Origin of the sequence: Levilactobacillus mulengensis (genome assembly GCF_003946045.1) — a bacterium.
Classification (GTDB): Bacteria; Bacillota; Bacilli; order Lactobacillales; family Lactobacillaceae; genus Levilactobacillus; species Levilactobacillus mulengensis.
Genome location: NZ_RHNW01000013.1, coordinates 33,766 through 59,626, shown reverse-complemented (window position 1 = coordinate 59,626; position 25,861 = coordinate 33,766). Strand labels below are relative to the sequence as shown.

General features: G+C 52.4%; 22 protein-coding genes. 1 reads left to right on the top strand and 21 read right to left on the bottom strand.

Features of this window, described 5'->3' with window-relative positions; genetic code table 11:
* The 19 genes from yqeH to EKM84_RS11080 form a co-directional block, all read right to left on the bottom strand.
* Window positions 1-1,143, bottom strand: coding sequence for a ribosome biogenesis GTPase YqeH (gene yqeH / locus EKM84_RS11170; RefSeq protein ID WP_125765831.1), 1,143 nt, complete (start codon window positions 1,141-1,143; stop codon window positions 1-3).
* Window positions 1,124-1,666: a YqeG family HAD IIIA-type phosphatase gene (locus EKM84_RS11165; RefSeq protein WP_125765845.1), complete on the bottom strand. Its 543-nt coding sequence runs from the start codon at window positions 1,664-1,666 to the stop codon at window positions 1,124-1,126. Before EKM84_RS11165 ends, yqeH begins: the two co-directional genes overlap by 20 nt.
* 156 nt (window positions 1,667-1,822) lie before the next feature.
* Window positions 1,823-2,182, bottom strand: coding sequence for a 50S ribosomal protein L20 (gene rplT, locus EKM84_RS11160; RefSeq protein WP_125765830.1), 360 nt, complete (start codon window positions 2,180-2,182; stop codon window positions 1,823-1,825).
* Between the two features lie 76 nt (window positions 2,183-2,258).
* Window positions 2,259-2,453: a 50S ribosomal protein L35 gene (gene rpmI / locus EKM84_RS11155; protein ID WP_020090102.1), complete on the bottom strand. Its 195-nt coding sequence runs from the start codon at window positions 2,451-2,453 to the stop codon at window positions 2,259-2,261.
* Between the two features lie 46 nt (window positions 2,454-2,499).
* A complete protein-coding gene (gene infC, locus EKM84_RS11150) occupies window positions 2,500-3,003 on the bottom strand; it encodes a translation initiation factor IF-3 (RefSeq protein WP_125765844.1) in 504 nt (167 codons plus the stop codon).
* A gap of 296 nt (window positions 3,004-3,299) precedes the next feature.
* Entirely contained in the window at window positions 3,300-4,787 is a 1,488-nt protein-coding gene (locus EKM84_RS11145; RefSeq protein ID WP_125765829.1) for an MDR family MFS transporter, read from the bottom strand.
* 219 nt (window positions 4,788-5,006) lie between these two features.
* Complete coding sequence (gene thrS, locus EKM84_RS11140) at window positions 5,007-6,950, bottom strand: threonine--tRNA ligase (protein ID WP_125765828.1); 1,944 nt, start codon at window positions 6,948-6,950, stop codon at window positions 5,007-5,009.
* 392 nt (window positions 6,951-7,342) lie between these two features.
* Window positions 7,343-8,269, bottom strand: a complete 927-nt coding sequence (dnaI, locus tag EKM84_RS11135) for a primosomal protein DnaI (RefSeq protein WP_125765827.1) — start codon at window positions 8,267-8,269, stop codon at window positions 7,343-7,345.
* A gap of 3 nt (window positions 8,270-8,272) precedes the next feature.
* Window positions 8,273-9,655 (bottom strand): replication initiation and membrane attachment family protein, encoded by a 1,383-nt coding sequence (locus EKM84_RS11130; protein ID WP_125765826.1) that lies wholly within the window; start codon window positions 9,653-9,655, stop codon window positions 8,273-8,275.
* Window positions 9,656-9,658: 3 nt separating this feature from the next.
* Window positions 9,659-10,177, bottom strand: a complete 519-nt coding sequence (gene nrdR / locus EKM84_RS11125) for a transcriptional regulator NrdR (RefSeq protein WP_125765825.1) — start codon at window positions 10,175-10,177, stop codon at window positions 9,659-9,661.
* Window positions 10,177-10,806, bottom strand: a complete 630-nt coding sequence (gene coaE, locus EKM84_RS11120) for a dephospho-CoA kinase (RefSeq protein ID WP_125765824.1) — start codon at window positions 10,804-10,806, stop codon at window positions 10,177-10,179. Before coaE ends, nrdR begins: the two co-directional genes overlap by 1 nt.
* Window positions 10,799-11,659, bottom strand: coding sequence for a bifunctional DNA-formamidopyrimidine glycosylase/DNA-(apurinic or apyrimidinic site) lyase (gene mutM / locus EKM84_RS11115; protein WP_125765823.1), 861 nt, complete (start codon window positions 11,657-11,659; stop codon window positions 10,799-10,801). The genes coaE and mutM overlap by 8 nt, the downstream gene beginning before the upstream one ends.
* A gap of 20 nt (window positions 11,660-11,679) precedes the next feature.
* Entirely contained in the window at window positions 11,680-14,340 is a 2,661-nt protein-coding gene (gene polA, locus EKM84_RS11110) for a DNA polymerase I (protein ID WP_125765822.1), read from the bottom strand.
* A 574-nt stretch (window positions 14,341-14,914) separates the two neighbouring features.
* The gene (locus tag EKM84_RS11105; protein WP_125765821.1) at window positions 14,915-15,619 is read right to left on the bottom strand and encodes a Bax inhibitor-1/YccA family protein; all 705 of its coding nucleotides are present in this window, start codon (window positions 15,617-15,619) and stop codon (window positions 14,915-14,917) included.
* A 154-nt stretch (window positions 15,620-15,773) separates the two neighbouring features.
* Complete coding sequence (gene pnuC / locus EKM84_RS11100) at window positions 15,774-16,445, bottom strand: nicotinamide riboside transporter PnuC (protein ID WP_225418190.1); 672 nt, start codon at window positions 16,443-16,445, stop codon at window positions 15,774-15,776.
* Window positions 16,446-16,755: 310 nt separating this feature from the next.
* Window positions 16,756-18,087 (bottom strand): UDP-N-acetylmuramate--L-alanine ligase, encoded by a 1,332-nt coding sequence (murC, locus tag EKM84_RS11095; protein WP_125765819.1) that lies wholly within the window; start codon window positions 18,085-18,087, stop codon window positions 16,756-16,758.
* A 135-nt stretch (window positions 18,088-18,222) separates the two neighbouring features.
* Window positions 18,223-21,393 (bottom strand): DNA translocase FtsK, encoded by a 3,171-nt coding sequence (locus EKM84_RS11090; protein ID WP_125765818.1) that lies wholly within the window; start codon window positions 21,391-21,393, stop codon window positions 18,223-18,225.
* A 197-nt stretch (window positions 21,394-21,590) separates the two neighbouring features.
* On the bottom strand, window positions 21,591-22,229 hold the full coding sequence (gene ytpR, locus EKM84_RS11085) for a YtpR family tRNA-binding protein (RefSeq protein ID WP_125765817.1): 639 nt from the start codon (window positions 22,227-22,229) through the stop codon (window positions 21,591-21,593).
* A gap of 23 nt (window positions 22,230-22,252) precedes the next feature.
* Window positions 22,253-22,585 (bottom strand): thioredoxin family protein, encoded by a 333-nt coding sequence (locus EKM84_RS11080; RefSeq protein ID WP_125765816.1) that lies wholly within the window; start codon window positions 22,583-22,585, stop codon window positions 22,253-22,255.
* A gap of 803 nt (window positions 22,586-23,388) precedes the next feature.
* Between EKM84_RS11080 and EKM84_RS11075 the strand changes: the two genes are divergently transcribed.
* Entirely contained in the window at window positions 23,389-23,712 is a 324-nt protein-coding gene (locus tag EKM84_RS11075; protein WP_125765815.1) for a PepSY domain-containing protein, read from the top strand.
* Window positions 23,713-23,830: 118 nt separating this feature from the next.
* On the opposite strand, the gene EKM84_RS11070 is transcribed toward EKM84_RS11075, so the two are convergent.
* On the bottom strand, window positions 23,831-24,337 hold the full coding sequence (locus EKM84_RS11070; RefSeq protein WP_125765814.1) for a universal stress protein: 507 nt from the start codon (window positions 24,335-24,337) through the stop codon (window positions 23,831-23,833).
* Between the two features lie 30 nt (window positions 24,338-24,367).
* Complete coding sequence (gene pepV / locus EKM84_RS11065; RefSeq protein ID WP_125765813.1) at window positions 24,368-25,768, bottom strand: dipeptidase PepV; 1,401 nt, start codon at window positions 25,766-25,768, stop codon at window positions 24,368-24,370.
* Window positions 25,769-25,861 lie beyond the last annotated feature (93 nt).

The following is a 25,861-nucleotide window of genomic DNA, read 5'->3' as shown; positions in this document are numbered from 1 at the left end:
TTAAATCATCGCGCGGCGAATCAAGACGCCGACGCCAGCGGGTGCCCAACCGGTCACGTTAATGCCGGCAGGTACCGTAATCCAACCGAGGCCTTCAAAGACCAGATCACTCTTCACCGTGGTCTTAAATTCATGGGCAACCAGTGGTGGGAAGTCATCTTTATTGTCCGCGTGTGGTGGGGTTAAGAGCTCACCCAATTGGCGCGCATAAAAGTCATCGGCATTCTCCAGCTTCGTGCGGTGAATGTATAAGTTATTTTCAAAGTAGGCCGTGAACCCGTTCTTCGGGCCCTTGGTGTAGTCAAACCGCGCAATTCCGCCTAAGAACAACGTTTGTTGGTCATTCAGCTGATAGTTCTTCGGTTTGATTGGCTTTTGTGGCGTCACGATCTTGAGGTCTTTGCCATCCAAGAAGTGCGCCATCTGTTGGTTTTGAATGATACCGGGGGTGTCAACCAGCACGTGTTCGTCGTCCAGGGGCAATTCAATCTTATCCAGCGTGGTGCCAGGGAACCGTGACGTGGTGATCAAGTCTTGAACCCCGGTGTTTTGCCGAATAATTTGGTTGATCAACGTTGATTTCCCCACGTTGGTGACCCCAACCACGTACACGTCGCGGTCGCCACGGTACTTGTTGATCAGTTGCAGTAACCCATCAACGGATTGGTTGGTCTTGGCACTTAACAGGGTCACATCGATTGGCCGTAAGCCCTCTTCGTTAGCCCGTTGCCGCAACCAGTCGCGTAACTTGCTCCGCTTCAGTGAGCGGGGTAACAGGTCTTCCTTGTTGCCGACCAGTAAGACGGGGTTGCTCCCGACGAACCGGTGCAGACCAGGAATCACACTACCGTTAAAGTCGAAGATATCCACAACGTAAACAATTAAAGCGTTAGCGTCTTGAATTTGCGTTAAAAGGTTTAAGAAATCATCGTCCGTCAGACCGACAGGCACGATTTCGTTGTAGTGCCGTAACCGGAAACACCGTTGGCAATAGACTTCTTCCTTCTCAATCCCTTTATCTAACGCCGATTGGGGGGTGTACCCCGGCGCCGTCTTGTCCGTTGTCTGAACCACCGCGCCACAGCCAATGCAGTGCAACGGTTCACCATCGATTAATACCGGTTCAATGTGCTTTTCGTTCATTAAGATCCTCCTGCCAAGTTAATTCTGGGTAGTTGTGGTGCAAGCGCCACATAACTACCTTTTCCAATAACCGATTACCCTTCGTGATCCAGGCATCCGATTTCAAAATGGGTTTGACTAAGACACTCCGGACGCCGCTATGGTGCGCCGCCCAGATGTCCGTCAACAATTGATCCCCCACCATGACCACCTCATCGCGACGTAAATGCCAGCGACGAAGTGCCCGATTCAACCCCAGGGCGAATGGTTTCAGTGCCCGGTGAATGTAGGGTAAATTAAACGGTGCCACGGCACGGTCCACCCGCGCGCGACTGTTGTTCGACACCACAATGACCTGAATCCCGGCCAACTCTAGCAAATTGAGCCAGTGATGCAGTTCGGGTGTCCCATCCGGATTATTCCACGCAATCAGCGTATTGTCCAGGTCGGTCAAGACCACCTTGATGCCGTTAGCCCGTAAATCCGCCGGCGTTAAATCATATATGTTCGTAACCATCCACGTGGGTTTGAATCCAGAAACCATGCGGGTGACTGCCCCCCTTCGTTCGTTTGCCAGTAATGGCATGTCTAGCTTTTTATTATACGCAATTTTCACCAATTTTACCACCATCAAGGGCTGTCGATGGCGGCTAATAAAAAAGACCTCGCTTGAACAGCGAAGTCCTTTGAAATGACTGAATTAAGCAGCCAAAGCTTCTTTAGCTTGGTCAGCTAAAGCTGTGAATGCAGCAGCATCGTTCACTGCTAAATCAGCTAACATCTTACGGTTAACGTCGATGTTGGCTAACTTCAAACCGTGCATCAACTTGCTGTAGCTCAGACCGTTCATCCGGGCTGCGGCGTTGATCCGGGCAATCCAAAGCTTCCGGAAGTTACGCTTAGTGGCTTTACGGTCACGGAAGGCGTATTGACGGCCCTTCATGACTTGGTCCTTAGCTACCTTAAATAAACGGTGCTTTGAACCACGGTAACCCTTAGCTAACTTTAAAACCTTCTTGCGACGTGCGCGTGAAACAGTACCGCCTTTAACTCGTGGCATAATCTTTTCCTCCTAAATCAATTCAAACATTATGTCGACATTTCGTCGACCCGAAAATATGTGACCAGCTTACTGATTACTTTTGCAGTAATTGACGGTAAGTGTTGATAGTCGTTTCGTTCATCATCCGGGTACCACGAAGGTTCCGGCGTTGCTTCTTGGTCTTACCGTGGAAACGGTGAGATGTGTATGCATTGGCACTCTTGATACCGCCCTTGGCAGTTACTTTGAAACGCTTAGCTGCGGCGCGGTTAGTCTTCATCTTTGGCATAATACGAAATATCCTCCTTAAATCGGTAGCTGGGCTACCCAATCAATTACTTATTCTCTGCGATGGGCGAAAGCATTAAGAACATGCTCCGACCGTCCATCTTAGGCCGTTGTTCAACCGTGGCGACATCAGAAGTTTCCTGAGCCATCCGGTTGAGCACCTCACGACCAATGTCTTTATGAGTAATAGCCCGGCCCTTAAACCGAATTGACACCCGAACTTTTTCACCCTTAGCCAAGAACTTTTTAGCGTTCTTCAGCTTGGTGTTAAAGTCGTTGGTATCAATGGTAGGACTTAACCGTACTTCTTTGACACTGACCACTTTTTGCTTTTTACGAGCTTCGCGTTGCTTTTTTTGCAACTCGAAACGGTATTTCCCGTAGTCCATGATGCGGGCTACTGGTGGCTTAGCTTTCGGTGCAACCAAAACTAAATCGAGGTTTGCGTCTTCGGCGATCTGTAAAGCATCGTGTTTGGACTTAATACCCAATTGTTCACCATCATCGGCAATCAATCGAACTTCGCGTGCGCGAATACCCTCGTTGACAATCGTGTCGTTTGCTATGGTAATCCACCTCCAAATTAATCTCGAGAACTGCAGAAATCTCACTCACAAAAAATGCGGGAACCTTTGATCACAATCAAACGGCTCCCGCATGAAATCCAATCAAAAGATTGAACTAACGTGCATATCCAGCCCAGCAGCGTAAGCCACAGGGCGAGAAGCGGAAGCCTCTGCTTAATTTCTCAACTTAACCATCATACCAGCTACCCGGTTACCTGTCAACGGGTCTTCCCCATTTTTTCAGACAACCGGCAGAAATATCACTGAGACGGTCTAACTCGCTAATCCGCCGAATTGGCCCCGGTGCCCAGAACCTGGTCGCTGTGATCCAACCGATTAATCACGAAGGTTAACACCACAATCAGAAAGCCAATCACGTAAACCCAGTGCAACCCATTATACAGGATGTGCCGCAGGGCTGGCAACAACTTTTCCGGTAGCTGGCTCGCCGTCTGGGGATTGATCAGTCGGTTCATCATGGCCATGCTGGTCCCGGCATAGCGCGCCAGTCCCCGTTGCATCCCCGTATTCAGGATAATGCCAAAGACGGAGACCATCAGTGTCTGGCCAATCGTCCGGCCCAGCGTGTTAAATGAGGTCGCCACCCCCACGTTTTCGGCTGAAACCAACCGCTGGGACGTCAGGGTCGTCGTGGTCATCGCAATCCCAAAGCCGAAGCCGTTGATGGCCGTAATAATGAAGAACCAGCCGAATGACGCCTGCAGTGGCAGTAAGGCCAACGCCAGGCCAGCCACCAAAATAAACGACAGACTGAAGTACAGAATTCGCCGCGGCGTCCAGCGGGCCAGAAAGTAGCTGGTCGCAAAGGCGCCGATGACCCACATCAACGAGTTAGGCGTCAGGGCTAGTCCTGCGACCGAAGCGGAACCCCCGTGAATCCCCTGACCCCAGGTGGGAACGTAGACGGTCAAGGCCATCAGGTAGCCATTGATCAGCGCCGCAATGGCATTTTGGACAATGAAGGGGCGATTCTTAAAGAGTTCCAGCGAAATAATCGGGTCGACCGCACGCCGTTCGCGACGAATAAATAGCAGCAGGCTAACAGCGCTGACCACCAGTCCGGCTACGAAGACGCCCCAGTGAATCGGTTGGCTACTGAGCACCTGAAAGCTCAGCATCAACGTGAGCAGACACAGCATTAGCCAGAAACTTCCCAGGTAGTCGATGCTGGCCGCGTGCTGGCGCTTGGGTTCGTGTAAGTATAATTGAAATAAGAGCATGGTCAACAACCCAATGGGCACGTTAATGAAGAAAATCCAGTGCCAGCTGAGTTTATCAATGATGATGCCACCCAGTAAGGGCGCCAGTACCGCTGCAATTCCCCAGGCGGAGTTGGTGATGCCCAAAATTTTGGCCCGCTTTTCCAGCGAATAGATATCGGCAATGATGGTCATGGACACCGGCAGTAAGGCCCCGGCCCCAATTCCCTGAATGGCGCGCCAGAAAATCAGCACCGGCATCGTCTGGGACAAGCCACTCATGGCCGACCCCACGATAAACACGGCTAACCCGAACTGCATGACGGGTTTACGACCAATCACATCGGCCAGTTTGCCATAAATGGGGGTCACCATGGCCGTCGCCAATAAGTAAATCGAAAAGACCCAGTTCATTAGGGCCACCCCATGTAGGCTTCCCACAATGGTTGGCAGCGCCGTCGACACAATGGTCCCCTCCACCGCGCTCACGAACGTCGCCACGTAAATGGCAATCGTAACGGCCAGCACGTTGGTCTTTGACTGTGACATCCCAAACATCTTCCTTCTAAAGCGCAAGTTCTACAGTCAGCGCTAGCAATTCACTAACCGGCTGACGTTTAACCCGCTTAAATTTTAGTCTACCACTCTAGCTAGCTTCTCGACAGGCATCGTTTTGCCTACACATCGCAACCCAAACAAAAACGGGACCGTCATTAGCGACGACCCCGTTCCTTCTATTCTCTGGTTGTTGACCAGAAACGTTTAAATTTAGTTTTCTTCGCGACTGTATGAAGCAATGTCGCTGAGGATTTCCTTGACGAAGGCGTCACTGCTCATGGACTTACTGTCGTCTTCCCCGTACTTCCGGACAGAGACAGTGCCATTAGCCATTTCGTCTTCACCAACAACCAACGTGTATGGAATCTTGTGCGTTTGGGCATCCCGAATCAGGTAACCCATCTTTTCACCACGCTTGTCGACGTTGACCCGCACATCAGCGGCCTTTAATTCAGCAGCTAACTTGTCAGCGTAAGCACCATGCTTTTCTTCGGAAACAGGAATGATGGTCACTTGCTTAGGCGCCAACCAGGTTGGGAAAGCACCCTTGTAGATTTCAGTCAGGTAAGCGGTGAACCGTTCCATGGTTGAAACCAAGCCACGGTGAATCATGACTGGACGGTGTTCCTCACCATCGGCACCGACGTAGTGTAAGTCGAAGCGTTCTGGCAACATGAAGTCCAATTGGATGGTTGAGAGCGTCTCTTCGTTCCCCAGGGCCGTCTTAGTTTGGACGTCCAACTTAGGACCGTAGAAGGCAGCTTCCCCTTCAGCTTCAACGTAAGGTAAGCCAAGGTCATCCATGGCCCCCTTCAACATCTTTTGCGCGTTGTTCCACATTTCATCGTCATCGAAGTACTTTTCCGTGTTCTTAGGGTCACGGTAGCTCAGACGGAACGTGTAATCCTTGATGTCAAAGTCTTTGTAAACCTTGACCATCAAGTCCAGGATGCTCTTGAATTCATCTTGGATTTGTTCTGGGGCAACGAACGTGTGACCATCGTTCAAGGTCATTTCACGAACCCGTTGCAGACCACTCAGGGCACCGGACTTTTCGTAACGGTGCATCATCCCTAATTCAGCGATCCGTAATGGTAACTCACGGTAAGAACGGATGTGGTGGTTGTAAATTTGAATATGGCTTGGGCAGTTCATTGGCCGTAATTCAAGTTGTTCGCCATCACCCATGTCCATTGGTGGGAACATATCTTCACGGTAGTGGGCCCAGTGACCAGATTGCTTGTAGAGATCCAGGTTGGCCAGAACTGGCGTGTAAACGTGTTGGTAACCGTTGGCAACTTCCTTGTCGATGATGTAACGTTCGATGGTCCGACGAATCGTGGCACCATTTGGCATCCAGTATGGTAAACCGGCGCCGACCTTAGGATCAACGAAGAACAAGTCCAGTTGGTTCCCAATGACACGGTGGTCACGTTCGCGGGCTTCTTGGCGCTTAGTCAAATCAGCATCTAAGTCAGCTTGCTTGTAGAAGGCCGTCCCGTAAATCCGTTGAAGCATTGGGTTTGAGGACTTACCTTGCCAGTAAGCACCGGCAACGGAGAGCAACTTGAACTTCTTCACGTCACCCGTGTTGGCTAATTGGGCACCGTCGCTGAGGACTTGGTAGTCACCAATCTTCAGGAAGGAAACGGCGTCGCCATCAACGGCATTGATCAATTCAGTGGTGTAAGGGTCATCCTTGGCAGTGGCTAAGGCATCGGCCTTGCTCAAAGAAATCCGTTCGATGTCTGACTTGTCGCTAACTAACTTTTCAACGATCACAGACAAAGCGTCCAGTTCATCAACGCTCACTTGTTGGTCGTCCTTGTCAGTGTCCACGAAGAACCCGTCTTCATCGGCGCTCACTTCACCCAAACGAATGGCTGGGAATTGCTTCTTCAACGCGATCCGAACTAAGGCAGCGGTCGTGTTCCGCAGAACGCTCAAGCCTTCGTCGCTGTCCTTGGTCACGATTTCGATAGCACCGTCGCCTGACAATGGGGTCAAGTAGTCGACCAACTTGCCGTTTAACTTACCGGCAACGGCCTTCTTAGCTAAGCTGATAGAAATGGATTTCGCAACGTCAGCGGGCGTCGTGCCTTCTGGGAAGTCCTTAGACTTGCCATCGGGGAATTTGATTGAAATATCTGCCATAATGATGATCTCCCTTATTGAAATTTGGGTAAATTACGCAAAAAGTCCCCAGCACCTGCAATAGGCACTGGGGACGTCAATAACGTGGTTCCACCCGATATTTTTCACGAGACTGGTCCCGTGAACTCTAATCGTCGATAACGGAACGGACCGGCCGAAAATTTCCTTTCGACAGCTTGTGGAAAGCGGTAATGCTAGTGGTCGCTAAGTCGGCTTCCAAGCAAGGCCAACTCTTCCTGTGAACGATCCCACCAACACCATGTCTTTCGTCATAGCTCTTTGGTTTCAAAGACTATTAAACACTTGCCAGCGAAAGTTGTCAAGGACCTACGCAAAAAAAGAGTGCGTCAAACTAAAAAGGCAAGGCCACCGCCCTACCTTCCAAAAAATATTTATTGTGGTCGCCGGTTCACACCGACCATCGTGATTTCTCGTGCCAGGAAGCGAATCCGTTGCATCAACCGTTGCGCCTTCAAGGGTTCGTCATCCCCACGCGTGGAGATGCGCAAGTGTTCCTTCTCCAACTGTTCCATCGAGAAGTTGGAGCTAAAGAACGTCGGTAACTCTTCTTGCATCCGGTACTCCAAAATGACGCCGAGTACATCGTCGCGCACCCAAGCAGACATGGCATCTGCCCCGATGTCATCGATCATTAAGACCGGTGACTTCTTGAGCGCGTCTAGTTTTTCCGCGACGCCGTTTTTGGCAATCGCGTTCTTCATTTCCACCGCAAAACTGGGGAAGTGAACTAACGTGGTGGAGAAGCCATCCGTCGCGAGTTGATTGGCAATGGCCGCCAGCAAGTAGGTCTTGCCTACGCCAAAGCTTCCCTGCAGGTACAGGGCCTGGTGCCGCCGGTTGGGACTGGCTTCGTAGGCGTCGACAAAATCTAGCGCCGCCATCAAAGCCTCGGCTCGGTCGGAATCCTGATCAAAGTTTTTAAAGTCCGCCTCACGAATACTCTTGGGCATGGCAATCGACTTCACCCGTTGTCGCAATTGCTGTTGGGCTTGTTTCTCCTGGGTCGCCTTGGTTGGCACGTAGGCCACGTCGATCAGGTGATTGGACACGATGAGCTGGGGTTCATACCCCGCCGCAAAGGTCGTGCCCCCATTGGCTAACTTTTCCCGTTCACTGACAAATTCATAGAGTTTGGCCGCCGAACGGGTCATCACGTCTTCCGCCAACTCCTCCTTGTGGGCCTGGTAAAAGGCCGTCACGGTTGGGTCGTCGTAGACTTTAGCCATCAGTTGTCGGTAGTTGTCGTTTAAATGGCGCTGATTCATCAGATGCTGCATAGTTTTACTTAAATCTTCCATCGGTTAATCCTCCTTCCCATCCGCGGTGCGTTCCTGAAGCCGCGCAATGCGCTCTTGTAATTTCTGTTGTTGGGCTGGTGACAGCTTGGCCTGGGTCGTCTGTGATTGGGCTGCGGCTGGTTTCTTGGCCCAGTCCGGTAGCGTCTCCTTGACCGTCGGCTGGCGGTTACGCGACTGCCGCGGCTTGCTGGCTGCCTGTTGGTGCTCGCGAATCTCCTTGATAGCCGCCTGGGGTGTTTGAATTTTCTTCATGCTCCAGTCGTTGGCGATTGAATCCATCAGGGCCTTGGACAGCGTCGGCTTGTCCGAATCCACCAGCATGTGATAAATCAAGACGTTTAACACTGACTGGGGGAACAGCTGGCGGCTAACCTGGTCGCGAATGATCCGCTGCTCGCCGTCAGTGATATAGCCCCCCCGTTTCTGCTTGATGGCCTGCAAGAAGACTGCGGGCACCGTGGTATTGGCCACCTTGATCAAGGCCTGCTCGGCGGAGCTCAGGTGCTGAGCTGTTGATGCCTGGGCCAGTTCCGCGGCAGAGGGCGCCTGTTCGCTAGCCGCTGGTTGAGCCCGGTGCTGTTGCCCAAAGCTCTGGGCAATCACGCGCTTGAACTGTTCGGGGTCAAATTGATTCGTTGCCAAATCCGTTGCTTCACCCACGTACCGGGCCATGGTGACCTCATCCAGGCCGTACGTCGCGTGCTCCGTCAACAGTAGCTGGCGTTGGCTCCGTAAGGCCCGGGTGTCAATGAATGAGTGCTCTAAGATATCGCCTAATAGTTTAAAATCAAAATCATCATGACTGCTGTTTTTCAGGGCTGGTGCGCTGGTGTCGACGGGCAGCTCATCCCGTGTCGCCGTGATAGCCGCTGGGAGTTGCTTGAGTTCCTGCCCATCCACGTGAAAAACGTCCAAAAAGTTCTTGGTAATATCCACCTCATCCGCAGAATCGGTGGCCTGCGGCGTGTTGTGGGTGACCAGGGACCGGTAGACCTCCTCACCGACCACGCCCAGCAACTGAACGCTCAACAGATCATCGCGAAAGAAGTCTGCCGGCTGAAGTGGCGCGCGCAGTTCATAGACAAAGCTGGTCAACTCGTTAGCCGTCTTCACCTTAGTCGTCAGTAAACCCGCGGCCTCCAGGCGTAACCGGGCCTCATAGAAGTGCGCCAGGTCCATCCCCAGCAGCCCCAACAAGGTGGCGTGACGGGTGTACGTCGCCCGTTCGGGGAGCCAAAAAAGGGCCGAGTATAGCCCCGCGGCACTCGGTCCAATGATTGGCTGATAAAGCTGGGTCAACGTCTGCCAACTTTGATCCGTCAAGCGGTCCGCTAGCCGCACCAGGAATCCCGTTCGCGGTTTTAATTGATGCCAGGAATCCTCCATGCGTTATTTCCCCTCACTTTGCCCCTGGTCCCCTGAATCTGGGTCAGAGTCCTGTTGGGCCTTTTGCTTATCCTTATCGAGCATGTCCTTCAACTCGTTAAAGAACACCCCGGTATCCTTGAATTGTCGGTAAACACTGGCAAAACGGATATAAGCGATTTCATCCACATCCACGAGCCGGTTCATCACGTATTCTCCAATCAATTGACTGGAAATTTCGTTGACCCCCAGCGCGCGAATTTTATTTTCAACTTCATCCACGATGCTGGTCATCACGTCCATCCCCACTGGTCGTTTCTCAGCGGAGCGGATGATACCTCGTAGAATTTTCTCCCGGTTAAATTCCTCCCGGGTCCCGTTTTTCTTAATTACCAACAGCGGCGTCACTTCAACGCGCTCAAACGTCGTGAACCGAAAACCACAGTTCTCGCACTCACGACGCCGACGAATCACGCGGCCGTCGTCGGTGGGCCGACTGTCGACGACCCGCGATCCATTATGATGACAGTGTGGACACTGCATTATTGGTCACCTCGTTCTAAATGGTTACTCTTGCCAAATTTATTGGCGTCAAGCCATTTTACCACTTGTTGACGCGTTTGGGCAATCGTGCCCCCGTTATCAATGACCACCGTGGCTTGCGCAATCTTCCGGTCGATGGGCCATTGCCGGTCCATCCGCGCCTGGGCATCGGCCGCCGATAGTCCATCGCGGGCCATTAACCGTTGCCGCTGGGTCGTGACGTCGGTCGCCACGACCATCACGTGATCGACCAGGTGAATCAGGTAGCCGACCTCAAAGAAAGTGGGCGCATCGATGATAACCACGGGCACCTGCCGCGCTTGATAGTCCGCCAGTTGCCGCTGAAGTTCGGCTTTGATCAGTGGCGTGGTAATGGCCTCGAGGCGGGCCAGTTCTTCCGGATGGGTAAACACCAACTGGCCCAGCTTTTTTCGGTCCAGTCCGTCTGCGGTCAGGTAGTCTGCCCCAAAGGTCGTGCCAATCTGCGCGAGACCGGTCGATCCCGGTGCGACCACCTGACGGGCGATGATATCGGCATCGATCACGGGCAGGTCGGCCGCTCGTAACCAGGCGCTCACAGTTGATTTACCGGTCGCAATGCCCCCGGTCAGCCCCCAGATTTCAGTCATCGGTCAACGCCTCCAGTGCTTCTAAGGGAACGGGCTGACAGTGCGGACAATAGTGCGTGCCACGCTGGGCAACCTTAATCTTCACAATTTCCGTGCCACACCGCTCACAGGGTTCCCCCTCACGCCCGTAGACGTGCAGGTGATTTTGAAACTGTCCCGTCTCGCCAAAGGCCGTTGAGAAGGAATGCACGGTCGTCCCGTGGCCCTTGATGGCCTGCGCCAGTTCATCAATGATGTTGCGACGCAGCGTGGCTAGCTGGTCAGTGCTTAACTCATCGGCTGGCGTCAACGGATTGATTTTCGACAGCCACAGGACCTCATCCACGTAGATATTGCCCAGCCCAGCAATTTTAGACTGATCCAACAGGAAGGGCTTGACCACCTTGTGAGATTTGCCAAAAATCTGTTGCATGTAAGCCAACGTCAAGGCCTCATCCGTGGGTTCCGGTCCCAGTTTACCCAGAGATGGCAAGGCTGTTGCCTCGTCTCCGGTTGGGACTAACTGCATCCGGCCAAACTTACGGGTATCGTTGTACCGCAGCTCCCTGCCATCCGTCAGATAGAAAATGACGTGGGTGTGCTTGATCACAGGACTCCCCTGGGGTTGGACATCGTATTTCCCTTCCATCCGCAGGTGTGACACCATGGTCAGCTCACCACTGAATCGAAACAACAGGTACTTGCCCCGCCGGTCGATGCGCTCAATTTTTCTGCCAATCAATTCCGCGGTAAAGACTTCCGCGTCGGGGGTGACCATCTTGCGGTAGAACACATCGACATGGTCGATAGTTGCCCCCGCTACTAGGCTGGTCAGCCCGCGCCGAACCGTTTCAACTTCAGGTAATTCTGGCATAACCGTCTCTCCTTTTGCCGCTACTTGGCGTTATACCAAGTCGGTCCGAAATGACTTTCCACCTTCAACGGAATCTCGAGGTCAACGGCGGAATCCATGACACTTGGGACCAATTTTTCTAGCGTTTCAATCTCATCGGCTGGTGCCTCAAAGATCAGTTCATCGTGCACTTGTAAGAGCATCGTGGCCTGCAAGTCCTTGACCGCGTCCTCCATCCGAATCATGGCGATCTTAATGATATCCGCCGCGCTCCCCTGGATTGGCGTGTTCATCGCCGTCCGTTCAGCGAAGGACCGTTGATTAAAGTTGCGGGAATTAATGTCTGGCAAGTACCGCCGACGATGGGCAATCGTTTCCACGAATCCCTGTTCCTTGGCCTGTTGCACCATACGGTCCATGTAGGCCTTAACGCCTGGATATTCTTCAAAATAGGTGTCGATAAAGTTCTTGGCTTGCTTCCGGGTGATACCAATGTTTTGCGACAAGCCAAAGTCACTGATGCCGTAAACAATGCCGAAGTTGACCGCCTTGGCCTGACGTCGGATGTTTGGCGTGACCTCTTCGTCGGGTCCCATCTTAAAGATTCGCCGTGCGGTTGCCGCGTGAATGTCTTCACCCTCACGGAAGGCTTCCTGCATGTTGGCGTCATGACTCATGTGCGCCAGGACCCGCAGTTCAATTTGTGAGTAGTCAGATGAGAAGATCTGCCAACCCGGATGCCGGGGAACAAAGGCCTTCCGAATTGCGCGACCCTCTTCGTTTCGGACCGGAATGTTTTGTAGGTTCGGGTCCACGGAGGACAGCCGCCCGGTCTGCGTCAACGTCTGCAGGTAACGGGTGTGGACCTTGTGGTCGTCGGGATGAATCACCTTGAGCAGGCCTTCGACGTAGGTCGACTGGATCTTAGAAATCTTGCGATATTTCAAAATATTCTCCGCAATTGGCGCTTCTGCGGCGAGCTTCTCCAGGACCCCGACCGCCGTCGAGTATCCCGTCTTGGTCTTTTTAATCGGTGGCAGGCCCATCTTTTCAAACAGAATGTGGCCCAGTTGCTTAGGTGAACCGATGTTAAATTCTTCACCGGCCTCGTTGTAAATAGTCTGTTCGATTTCAGCGAGTTGTTCGGTAAACTTGCTGCCCATGGCCTCAAGTTCACTGGCTTCAACCGTGATTCCGGCAATTTCCATGCGGGCTAGGACAAAGGCCATTGGCAGTTCAATCTCGCGATAGAGTTGCGTCTGTTCGTTGGTGTCCAAGTCCTTAATCAGTTCGGGACGGAGGTTCTCGATAGCCCGCGCCTTGCGCGCCAGGTGGGAGAAAAAGTCCACGTCATCGGCTGGAATGGCTTCCTTGGCACCCTTACCGTAGACGTCCTCATCCGTTGCCACCTGGTGATAGCCGTGTTCCATGGCCACGCGCCCCAGGTCGTTGCTGTTGTCATAGGTGTTCAACAGGTATGAGGCAATCAACAGGTCACAGTCGACCCCGGCCAGTGTGATGTTCAACCGGTTCAAGGCCACGTAGGTCCGCTTGGCATCAAAGACCTGCTTCGCCACGTCTGCGGACTCCAGTATCCCCTTGAGTGGTGCCTGTTGCAGGAGGCTCACGTCACGACTAACGTACCAGTGATCCTCGTGGCCAATCACAAAGCCCGCCATTTCGGCCAAATGGTAGTTGTCACCCAGCATTTCCAGGTAAAATTCACAGCCATCGGTAAAGGTTGGCAAGGTGTTCAGGTTGTCGGCCTTCAGTACGGTGAAATCAATGTCCTTCAGACCAGGGGTTGCCGTTGGGGTCTCCCCATCAATCTGCATCTTGCTCAAAAATTGGTTAAAGTTCATCCGTTGATAGAATTCGACCAATTTTTCTTGGTCATCGCCCTCATAGACCAGGTTTTCTACCTGCTTTTCAACGGGCGCATCCCGCAGAATCGTCGCCAATTTCTTAGATAGCAAGGCTTCTTCATGGTCGGCAACCAAGTGTTCCTTTAACTTTTTAGCGGTGATTTCGTCAATATGGTCATAAAGATTCTCAATGCTGCCATACTTACCAATCAGGTCAACGGCGCGCTTAGGCCCCACGCCGGTCACCCCAGGATAATTGTCGGAGTTGTCCCCTTGTAACCCTTTAATATCAATGATTTGTTCGGGCGTCACGCCCATTTTTTCTTTCACATAGGCGGGGGTGTAGTGCTCAATGTCACTGACCCCTTTTCTAGAAATGGAGACCGTGGTGTGGTCATCGGCCAGCTGGGTCAAATCGCGGTCCCCGGTCACGATGGTCGTGGTAAAGCCGTTGTCCTCGGCCTGCTTGGCCAGAGTCCCGATGATGTCATCGGCTTCGTAGTCGGGCAACTCGTAAGTCTGAATGCCCCGCGCAGCCAACAATTCCTTCACATAGGGAAATTGTTCGGAAAGTTCCGGCACCGTCTTGGCCCGGCCGCCCTTGTAATCGTCATACATTCTGGTCCGAAATGTCTTCTTGCCGGCATCAAACGCCACTAACGCGTGGGTTGGTTTGACCGTGTCCAGCATGGTTTCCAACATCGTATTGAACCCGTAAATGGCGTTGGTGTGCAGGCCTTCGCTGTTGGTGAACTTGCCTAAAGCCGTGTACAACGCGAAGAAGGCCTTAAACGTGACACTGTTACCATCAATTAATAATAATCGTTTTTCCGCCATGTTACGCTCCTTTCGAGCAACGGTCAGCCGCGCTCGAGTATTCTGTGTCTATTTTACCAAACATTAGGGCAAACCCGAAACGAAATCTAGCGAAACTGGTTGGCCGGAGACGATTACTTTTAGACGAACTGAATTCTGAATCAAGTGATCGGCTATCCATCTCTGAGCTAACCAAAATCAACCTGATAGACTGGTGATTTTCCAGGCTTTTAGGCGAGACGGAAGACCGCTTCTCAGGCTGGAGTCGTTCCCCATAAAGAATTGCAAAAATTCACCTCAACGCAACCACGGAACAAGTGAAAATGCGTGCGCCATGTCAGTGACCAGAGGCGGGCCAAGCTGGCCAGCTGTGTCGGTGCCCTTAGCTGAGTGGGCTTCTCAGGTTAAGGCACGGGACGACCTGAGAGACTGGTGATCTTCCAGTCTTTCAGGCGAGACGGAAGACCGCTTCTCAGGCTGGAGTCGTTCCCCATAGCAGGCCGGCTTGAGCCCGCCGCCGGGAACGAAATGCCACCACCCCATTTTCACGACAAAAAAGCACTGGCTGAATTTGCCAGTGCTCCCGTCAGTAACCTTAGTCGTTGTTCCCACCAAAGATACCGAAGATTTGTAAGAGTTGTAAGAATAAGTTAACGAAGTCCAAGTACAGTTGTAAAGCCCCGTTGACGGCTAGCCCAGTCGTAGAGACTTGGTCACCGTATTGCAGGTACATCTTTTGCATCCGTTGCGTATCCCAAGCGGTTAAGACCGCGAAGATGATCACGGCAACAAAGGAGAAGATCAAGGAAGCCAGTGGCAAACGTAAAAACATGTTCACCACCATTGCCACGATCAACCCAATCAAAGCACCCGTTGCCTGTGTCCCAATCTTGGTTAAGTCGCGCTTGGTAAAGGCTCCGATACCCGCCATGGTAATGAAGATAGCGGAACTAGAAACGAAGGCGGCGGTCATGGTTGCCTGTGTATAGACCAGTGCGTACAAGGAAATCACACCACCCGTAACGACTGCGTAAACGAACAACCCAACTAAGGCAACAGTCGGCCGTTTCATGGATTGCCCACTAATCACGAATGGTAAGATGAACCACACAATGAGTGGAATCCACAGACTGCCACCACGCAAGTTGCTGAGTTGTGAAGCCATGGGGGTCATCATGAATGCCGTCACAGCAGAGACCAACACGGCCGCACCCATCCAGCCAAACATTTTAGTCATGAAGCTGTTGAGGCCGACCTCAGTGTTCACCGTCGTCCGGGGTTGCTGATCATAGTTGTTCATTGAAACGCTCCTTCTTTTTTCAAATCAATTCCCGGCTTAGTCCGCCACCATTGGCCGGCTAGTTGCGGGTTATTAGAATACATTTTACCAAATCTAATAGTAAACACAAGTAATGTGTTCAGATTTTAAAAGATGGCACGCTAATGACTCCTTGCTACTTGATTGGTGACTGACCGGCACCACCCTCGTTGTCCGCCTCGCCACTTGCCCAGACTTTGTTGGCGTAAACCGCGTTAAAGAGCAAGGCAATTTGTAAGGCCACCTGTGAGAGGTTGGCGCCCAGCGTCCCGACGTTGGTGGCGCCCGTCATGATCTGGAAGGTTAAGATTCCCCAGTAGGCGACGTTGACCACGTTAACCACGATCCACAACGACCAATTTTCTTTGAACTTCAGGATGTAAAGCAATTGCGCAATCAAACTCACCACAAAGTTCACGGAATCAAAGTAAGGTAATTGCCCGTGTAATAAGGACAGGACCAACCAGCCAGCGGCCCAGGCCACAAAGGCCGCCGCAAAGATCCAGTTCCGCGTTGATTTCTTAAATGACCGTGTGGCCTCGTCATGGCCCCACATGTACCAGCCGATGGGTTGCGAAATAACATAAATAATATCCATAGCAAACGACCCATACGCGTGGCTGATCCAGGCGACGTACGTCATGGCGACACATTGAATGAACCCAAAGATAAATGAAATCTTGCGGCCCTTCATCCCGTAGACCAGGCACAAGACGCCCCCGACTCCGGAAATCATTCCGATAATACTATCGGGAACGATCACGTAGACCACGACTTGTAACAAAAGCAAAATTGACACGTAAATCATTTCAAACTTTTTCCAGTTGGTAAACAACTGGTTGTACCACCAATTGTGTTGCGTTGCTGTATTCACTTGCATTCTCTCCCCAAAATAAATTGGACTCCCCTGAGCCCTTAATTTATTAGAATACAGGTTCTCAAGTGAAGTGCAACTCATTTCTAACTAATGGGTTAAGCCCATTCACCGCCTGTCCCATCAGTATTTCGACGACCCATCCATTTCAACTGGAATTTGTTTACAGTTTCCCGTGCGCCATAATTCTGGCAATAAAAAAGACGCCGGTCAGCGTCAATTCGTCAACCAGCGTCCCATAAATTTAGTTGTTTTTAAGTGATAAATGACTCAGTAATTCTTCGTAAGACCGTTCGTACTTTTGTACATCCCCGGCACCCATGAAGACCACAACCGCGTCATGGAAGTCCAGTAATGGTGACATGTTGTCGACGGTTAAGATTTCGCCGCCCTTAACGATCTTGGCAGCTAAGTCCTTACTGGAGACCGCACCGGCAGTTTCCCGAGCAGAGCTGAAGATGTTGGTCAAGAAGACCTTGTCGGCCAAGTTAAGGCTCTTAGCGAAGTCATCCATCAAGGCAATCGTCCGGCTAAACGTATGTGGCTGGAAGACCGCAATGATTTCCTTGTCCGGATACTTTTGCCGAGCAGCATCCAATGTGGCTTTGATTTCGGATGGATGGTGCGCGTAGTCATCAATGATGGTCATGTCAGCTAACTTACGTTCCGTGAACCGACGCTTAACCCCCTTGAAGTCGGCCAATTCATGCTTGATTTCATCCATGTTGACCTTTTCAAAGTAGGAAACGGCAATGACAGCCAGGCTGTTCAGCACGTTGTGTTCGCCGTACAGGTGAATTTCAAAGTTGCCTAAGAATTCATCGCCATGGTAAACGTCAAAGTTCGAGCCCGTCGTTGAGCGCTTGATGTTCTTGGCTTGGAAGTCATCGCGGTCGCTAGTCCCGTAGTAGTAGACTGGCACGTCCGTCTTTAATTTCCGCAGCTCAGGGTCATCGCCCCAGGCAAAGATGCCCTTCTTGACCTGGTTAGCCCAGGTTTCAAAGGCGCTGTAAACATCGTCGATACCCGTGTAATAGTCGGGGTGATCGAAGTCAATGTTCGTCATGATGGCGTAGTCTGGCTTGGTGGCCAGGAAGTGACGCCGGTATTCATCGGCTTCGTAAACGAAGAAGCGGGCGTTAGGCGTCCCCTTCCCAGTCCCATCACCAATTAAGAAAGAGGTTGGGGCCACACCGCTTAACACGTGTGACAACAGACCAGTCGTACTGGTCTTCCCGTGGGCACCGGCAACACCAATGCTGGTATAGCCTTCGATTAAGTGACCTAAGAATTCATGGTACCGGTAGACGGGTAAGCCCATCTCCCGGGCCTTTTTAATTTCAGGATGATCATCCGTGAAGGAGTTCCCGGCAATAACCGTCAACCCTTCGTGAATGTTAGCTTCATCAAACGCCATGACGTCGATGCCAGCCTGTTCCAGACCGCGTTGCGTAAACGTGTACTGGGTAATATCTGAACCTTGAACCTTAAAGCCCTTATCGTGCAAAATCAGAGCGAGGGCACTCATCCCTGATCCCTTAATCCCAACAAAGTGGTAAACCGTTGCGTTATCCATTAAATGATCCTCTTTTCTACTCTTTCGGCAAGGCTCCGACACCCCTCACCGGCCGAGTGACTCTCTATTCATTTTAGCATATCCCCCCACCCCTTAAAAGAAGTCGGCGGAGAAAGACGGTGAGGCCTGTTCAAGCTAAGATGAAAATGGTGCACCCTGGTCGTGTGGTTCCGGCAGGTCCTTACCCAAGTCTTCTGGTGTCAGGTAAACTTCACGCGGCTTAGAGCCGTGTTGTGGTGAAACGTAGTGGTGTTGCTCGAGGTCGTCAATCAAATTGGCAGCGCGGTTGTAGCCAATGGAGAAGACCCGTTGAAGCTTAGACGTTGAAACCGATTTTTCTTGCGCAATATATTCAAGCACTTTCGGCAACAACTCATCTTGGTTCTCCTCGGCCGTTTCGCGTTGGAGCAAGCCCTTGGGTTCAAAGGCGTAGTGTGGTTGACCCTGAGTCCGCACGAAGTCAGTGACCCCGTCGACTTCGGATTCCACGAAGGCCCCTTGCAGCCGCATCGGCTGACTGGCCCCGTTGCCCAAGTACAGCATATCCCCGCGACCCAGCAGGTTTTCGGCGCCGGCCGTGTCCAGGATGGTCCGCGAGTCAATCTGACTGGAGACCATGAAGGCAATCCGGGTCGGAATGTTGTTCTTGATGGTCCCCGTGACAATGTCCACGCTCGGCCGTTGCGTAGCGACCAGCAAATGAATCCCGGCAGCTCGGGCCTTTTGGGTGATCCGCACGATGTAATCTTGGACTTCGCTGGCGGCCATCATCATCAGGTCGGCCAATTCATCAATAATAATCACAATATATGGCATCTTCAGGCTCGGTTCGTCGTTGGCATCGGCGCGGTCGTTAAACTGCTCGATGTTGCGGACGCCCGCCGCGGCCAGCTTCTCGTACCGCTCGTCCATTTCCGTGACGACCCACTTGAGGGCTGCCGCAGCGGCCTTGGGGTCGGAAATGACTGGTGATAACAGGTGTGGCAACGCGTCGTATGGCGCCATTTCCACGGCCTTCGGGTCAATCAGCAACAGTTTGACCTGTGCCGGTGTGGCCTTGTACAGGATGGACAGCAACAGGGAGTTGATGAACACACTCTTCCCGGAGCCGGTCGCCCCAGCAATCAGGCCATGCGGCATCTTCCGCAGGTCGGTCACTTGTGGCTTCCCGAAGAGGTCGACCCCGAGGGCTACCGTTAATGGTGACTCACTATTCTTAAAAGCAGCTGAATTTAAAATTTCTGATAACATGACTGGGCGTGACTTCACGTTCGGAATTTCAATGCCGACCGTGGTCTTCCCTGGGATTGGCGCTTCGATTCGAATATCCTTAGCGGCCAAGGCCAATTTCAAATCATCGTTCAAGTTCGTAATCTTGTTGACCTTGACGCCCAGTGCTAGGCTAATCTGGAACTGCGTCACGGTGGGCCCGACCGTCCAGTCGGTCACGTGGGCATCCACATGAAAGGCACTCAACGTGGCGTCTAAAACCTCGGCCTGGTGTTCGATCCACTCATCCAAGGCCTCTTCATCGGGCACCACTGGCTTGGGCAAAAGCGAGAGGTCTGGGAAATGATAACCGCGTTTTGGTGTGGCTTCCTCTGCCGGTGCAGGCGTCGCTACGGGCCGGTCAAAGAGGGCCAGGTTGCGTTGGTCATTCCCCTCCTCTTGCATGATATCGCCTAAGGAGTGGCCCAACCCGCGCGTCGGCTTAGCCTTAGCCTTGATGACCGGCTTGGCTGGCTGTGGCGCGGTGTTGGCGGTCGAGTCAGTTTCAGCCGGATCCGCCGTGTCTTCGACATCCCCAGGATTGGTCATAGAATCCGTTTCTGATCTCATAACCGACTGATTTGACTCCGGCGTAGTTGACGCTTCAGATTCCGGTGCCTCGGCCCGCCGTAAAAGCTCCGTGACTTCGGCTGGTTGGGTCGTGGTCGGTTCCTCTGTGGCCGCTGACGTTGGCTCCGTTGCCGTTGAAGACACAGCGGTCTCCTCGACTGGCGTGGCCGGTTCATCCTCATCAGCTGACGGCTCAGTAGGTTCTGTCGTCTCGGTGGCGTTAGCGTCAGTAGCATCTTGTTGGTCCACCGATGCCGCATTGGCAACCGTTTCGGCGTCAATGGTGCTGGCATCAGCCGCCTCCCCTACCGGCGCGGGCTGATTGTCCACGGGTAAATAGGCCTGACTGGTGGCACTGTCGGTTGGCTGTTCCGGATAGAAAATTTCGGTTGGGGCGGGTTCAACGACCGCTGTCGATTCAGCTGGCTTCGAATCACCCGCTGCCATTGTCACGTCCGCTGACTCGGTTTCACTGGTCATTTGATCAGTTGTCGACACAGCGGCTGGTTCACCAGCCACCGTGGTTGCTTCCGCAGCATCAACGGTTTCATTATTATTGTTGTTATCAGCGACCGACTCTGACGCTACGTCAGATATGTCTGAGGTCTCAGTCTCCGGGTCGTCCGCCGTTGCTTGTGGCTCATCGGCTACTGGCGTCTCAGCCGAATCTGACGAGTCAGTGCTACCGGTTCCCCCATCTGGGGCCTCACTGGCAACAGGCGTTGCTTCATCAACGGTCGTCTCTACGGCAGGTGCCGTGGCTTCGTCAGTTGATGTCGTTTCGTCTTCACTAGCCGCCACTGACTCGGTTGGTTCAGCGCTCGGTCCAGCGACACTAGTTGTGACCGACTCAGCCTGAACGACCGGTGTGGCCGCCGGTTGTTGCACGACAACGTCTGCCGCTGACCGGACCGTAACAGCCTGACTGCTAGCCGTTGCCGCGCTATCTGGCGTGAAGACGACCGTTGGGGCCGCCTGACTCGTCGACGTATCCGTGGCCGGCGCATTGAGAGCGGCTTCATCCGCCGCCGTGCCGTACAGCAGAAAACTGGCATCGTCCTTGTGAAAACTAGCGATTAACCGCTGATAACGTTTGCGCAAAACGGCCGGTTGCCACACCCGTGACCGTTGCTTGGGAATCTGCGTGACCGCAAACGGCCGGTAGTTCGCGCTAGCCGCCGCAGCTGCCGCTTCCGGTGTCGTGGCACTGGTTGTCGGCGCCGGTGTTGGTTTGGTCGCCGTTGGCCGGCTGGGCTGTTTGGTTTCATGTAACACGGCCTGGGCAGCACTCTGCGCGGCCGTTTTCCGTTTTTCCTCGCGCTGTTGGCGGAGGCGTAACCGGTCATTGCGTTCTTTACGAAGCCGGACCTGTCGTTCAGACCGTTCATCCGTGGTATCATCCATTTGTTCAGGGGTCGGTTCTACCGGAAATTTTCGATAAAATGCCGGTCCATCATAGTGCTCCATGTGTTTCTTCCTCCTTGACGAGCGGACCCGTCGAAATTAATGACTCCTGGGAGGAGACGCCGCCAACCTAGCGGCCACTTAACTCATTCCCTGAATCTCTCTTTTTAGTTTCATAAAATCCATAATTGTTAGTCTCCCCTATTGTACACAAAAAAGCAGGTTACCGACAAGGGTTCACCTGCTTTGTAATAATCTTCTTAATCTTTAAAGATGGTTTGGCCCCGTTCGAAGTCAAATGGTTCCCCAACAACGTAATCATCGGGTAAAATCAAAGCGCCTGGTTTTTGTGGTGCATTGGCCAAGCCTAATTCGCGACCGGAACAGATCATCCCGTTGCTGGCAACACCCCGCAGCTCACCCGGCCAAATAATCAGACCGTTGGGCATCATAGCGCCAACCTTAGCAACGACGACCTTAATATCCGCCTGCATGTTCGGTGACCCACTCACGATTTGGAGTGATTCATCGTTGTCAACCACCGTTTCCGTGACCAGTAAGTGGTCGGAATCGGGGTGTGGCGTGGCCGTCTTAACGTAGCCCACGATGAAGCGTGAAGCGGTTTCGGCAACCAGTTCGCCGGCAAAACCAGCGGCTTCCAGGGCAGTGTTCAAAGCCGCAACGTCTTCGACGGACAGGTCGATTTGACCATTACCACTGATCTCGGGTAAGATGCTCGAAATTTCTAAGAAGTTGTAGCCTAACGTTTTTTCAGTTGCGGCGTCGTAGATCCGAGCAATGTTATCCCGCACCGTGTGGGCTTGGGTCTCAACATCCTGCGCAACAACAACAATCAAAGTATCCCCTAATTCTTGGGGATTGTAACTAGCAATTAACATGTTTGAATCCTTTCCAACGGGTTTTAGTTGGCGTTGGTCGTCAAAGAATTAATAAATTCTTCTACCTCTGCTTTAGTTTTACGATCTTTGTTTACCAAACGGCCAATTTCTTTGCCATCTTCGTAAGCGATGAAACTAGGAATGCCAAAGACATTGAGTTCGATCGCCAAATCAATGTTTTCATCACGGTCGACCGCGACAAATTTGTAGTCAGAATATTCGGCTTCGATTTCTGGCATGGCTGGCTTGATGAACGCGCAGTCGGGGCACCAAGTAGCGGAGAAGAATAACATCGTCTTGCCGTCCTTCACAACGTCTTGCAATTCAGCCGCAGTCATCTTGGGTAATTGTTCCATGAATAAGCACTCCTTTTAGGTTAGTTTTGAAAGTTAACAAGAACCATTATAGCATGACTGGCAAAATATACACGGGTTTTGTTTGAGCGCGACCCATGCGGACGACAAATTCAGACGGCGTTCCAAGCTGTGCCGGCCAACACCATGAACCTAGCAAGCGTCCGAGCCGGCTCCTCGCACCGCCTCAACGTGACCGTTAATCGGCTAAAGACGTGGTAAATTCTACCCAGATTCTCCCACTCTGGTGCTAGAACCCAGCGCCTGCACAACCGACCTGTAAGCGTCACCCGAATTTTTCCATAATTTCTGCCTTTTTACGGGAACTTCCATTCAATCATTGCTATACTAGGGGCAGAAGCGATGGGATATTGCGTTACCTGGTGACAATGACTGTGAAGCATGATGATGTGCAACTAAAACCTGTCATCTGGCAATGCCGGTCGCAACACAACATGTATCAGGGCCAAGTCAGTATTGGCCGACAGGATGGCGAAAATAGGCCTTAGTCAATCAGTGATTAGTGACCAGAGGCGGAGCAAGGCGACCAGCTGTGTCGAGGTTCTTAGGCGAGTGTTCTTCTCACCTTAGAACCTGGGACGCCCTTTGAGACCCGAACTTAGGGCTCAAAGGCGAGGTGGCAGACCGCTTCTCAGGCTGGAACCGTTCCCCACAGCAGGGCACCTTGCTCCGCCGCCGGGAACGAACAAGCCACAGCGTCCCGGCCTATTTTCCCCATCCCGGAGGCACTTCTCCACTATCGTATCTGACTTGCCCATAATTTTAATGATGTAGGAGGCGGTAGTATGACTGCTAAAAACGGACAATTGTATCAACTAAGTCTCACCGGTGTGCTCGGCGGCTTAATGGGCGTTTTCGTCACGCGTTTCTTCGGCGCCAACCGGCTCAATCCAGATGACATTCTGGAACAGGTCAAACGCCAATTCCGGCAAGAATCACCCATCGAGGGTGCCTGGATTGAAAAGCACGCGGTTCCCTTTCAAAAATTCGCGGTAAAGTCCCGCGTTTACTATGGCGGCATTAACCGCTATGAAGACGACCAGCTGGTTCAGTACCAGTTCGTGGCCGATGCCGAAACCGGGAGTGTCTTAGACATTCACCGGCTGTAATCTTAACCCGAATAAACCTTGGCGTTGACTATTTTCTTTAGCTAGCGCTTTTTTACTACTCAAATTAAAAAGGACGAAAACCAGTTTGCGGTTTTCGTCCTCTTTGTTTGTCTAAAAGTTAATCCGTTGGCAAGGTCTTCAAACTCTTGGCTTGGTTGTGAATATCGGTCCGCACAATCAGGACGTCACAGACGGCGTTGGCGACCACGTAACTCGCCGTGGACCCCATCAACATCCGTTCGACCACGTTGACCCCGGTCGCACCGAGCATGATCAAGTCGGCCTGATATTCCTTAGGCAACGTCTTGGCCAAATCCACCTTCGCGTGCCCATAGAACACGGAGGTCACGACTTCTTTCACACCGGCTTCCTGGGCCTTACGCCGATATTTATCAACGGTAGCTTCCAGATCCTGACGGGCTTCGTCCATCACCTGTTGATCAACGTACCCGAAACCAACTTGGGTATCGGTTCCCAAACCCACGTAATCCCCGCCACTCATAATCGTGACGATAATCAGTTCAGCCTGGTTCCGCACGGCAACGGCAATCGCTTTGTCAATTGCCCGTCGTGCCTGCCGGGAACCGTCGACCCCCACTAAAATACGCTTGTATTCTGCGGCCATTTCTCTCACTCCTTCGCCAAATTCGGTGGCTTACTTGGTCAGCTCGTAAATGGCCTGACCATAAATGGCCATCGCCTTTAACAGGTCGGCCTTGGGTTGAAATTCATCGGCTTGATGCATCGTGTCAGCCGTGCCGGGGAATAAGGCCCCGAAGGCCACGCCACGCTTCATCAGCCGGCCGTACGTGCCGCCACCCACAACTTCGGGTTGGGCATCCATATCGCCGGTCTGTTGCCGGTAAACGTCCATCAACGTGGCCACGATTGGGTCACTTGGATCAACGTAATGTGGTACCATTTCGCGGCCCTGCTTGAGTTCAACGTTCATGTCAGCGGTTGCCTTGGCTAAGCCAGTCTGAATGTCTGCCGCACCGGTACCAGTTGGGTAACGGAAGTTGGTGTTGATCAAGGCCGCCTTGTTGGCCGTAAAGGTTTGAACCCCCACGTTCATGGTCAGGTCACCCATGACCTTGTCCGTGTAAGCGATGCCCAACTTGTTTGCCCGTGAATCATCATGCAACTGGTTGGCTAACAGGCCTAAGAAATCGGCTGCGTCGGCGCCAAAGTTCAAACCGTTCAGGAAGGTGGCCAGGTAAGTCCCGGCATTGATGCCGTTCTTCGGTTCCATCCCATGAGCGGCCTTCCCAATCACGTGGAAATGCACGCCGTCGGCTTCAACGGTGGCTTCACCCGTAATGGGAGCGTTAGCCAGGAAACTGTTAAAGTCAGCGACAACTTGGTCGCCATTGGCAACCTGCGCAATAGCTTCGGCATCCCGTGGCACCATGTTTTCCCGCAAGCCAGCGTCGAATTCTTGTAGGAAATCCGCGTCGCCGTTGGTCCCGGCAAAGGTCGTGGTGAAGGTCACATTCCCCTTTTCACCGTTGATCAGGGGAAATTCAGCGTCGGGTGAGAAGCCCAGCGTTGGGGCTGGTTCGAGGTCGAGGTAGTGGTTCATCCCCGTCCAGTCGCTTTCTTCGTCGGTCCCAATGATGAAGCGAATCTTCATCTTAGGTAAGATGCCTTGGTCCTTCAACATTTTCAAGCCATAGTAGGCGGCTAGTGAAGGCCCCTTGTCGTCGGAGGTTCCCCGACCGTACAGGTTGCCGTCCTTTTCCGTCAAGGTGAAGGCATCGGTGTGCCACCCCTTACCAGCTGGCATCACGTCAGCGTGACCGAGGATGGCTAAGGTGTCATTCCCTTCGCCAAATTCGACGTAGCCGACTAAATTGTCTAAATTTTTCGTTTTAAATCCATCGCGTTGTGCTAAGCCTAAAAATGCAATCAAAGCCTTAGCCGGACCGGGACCCAGTGGGTACTCATCGGTGGCCTGTGAATCATCACGAGCACTATCGATACCGACCAACGTTGTCAGGTCTGCCAGGTAGTCCTCTTGGTACTGTTCAGATAGCTTTTGCCAATCAATTGCCATGATTGGACCTCCTTCATTTTATTGGACTTAACGTCCGGATCACTGCTGTGGATGAGTTAAAAATAACGCTGTCAATTTGCGTGGCCCAATCAG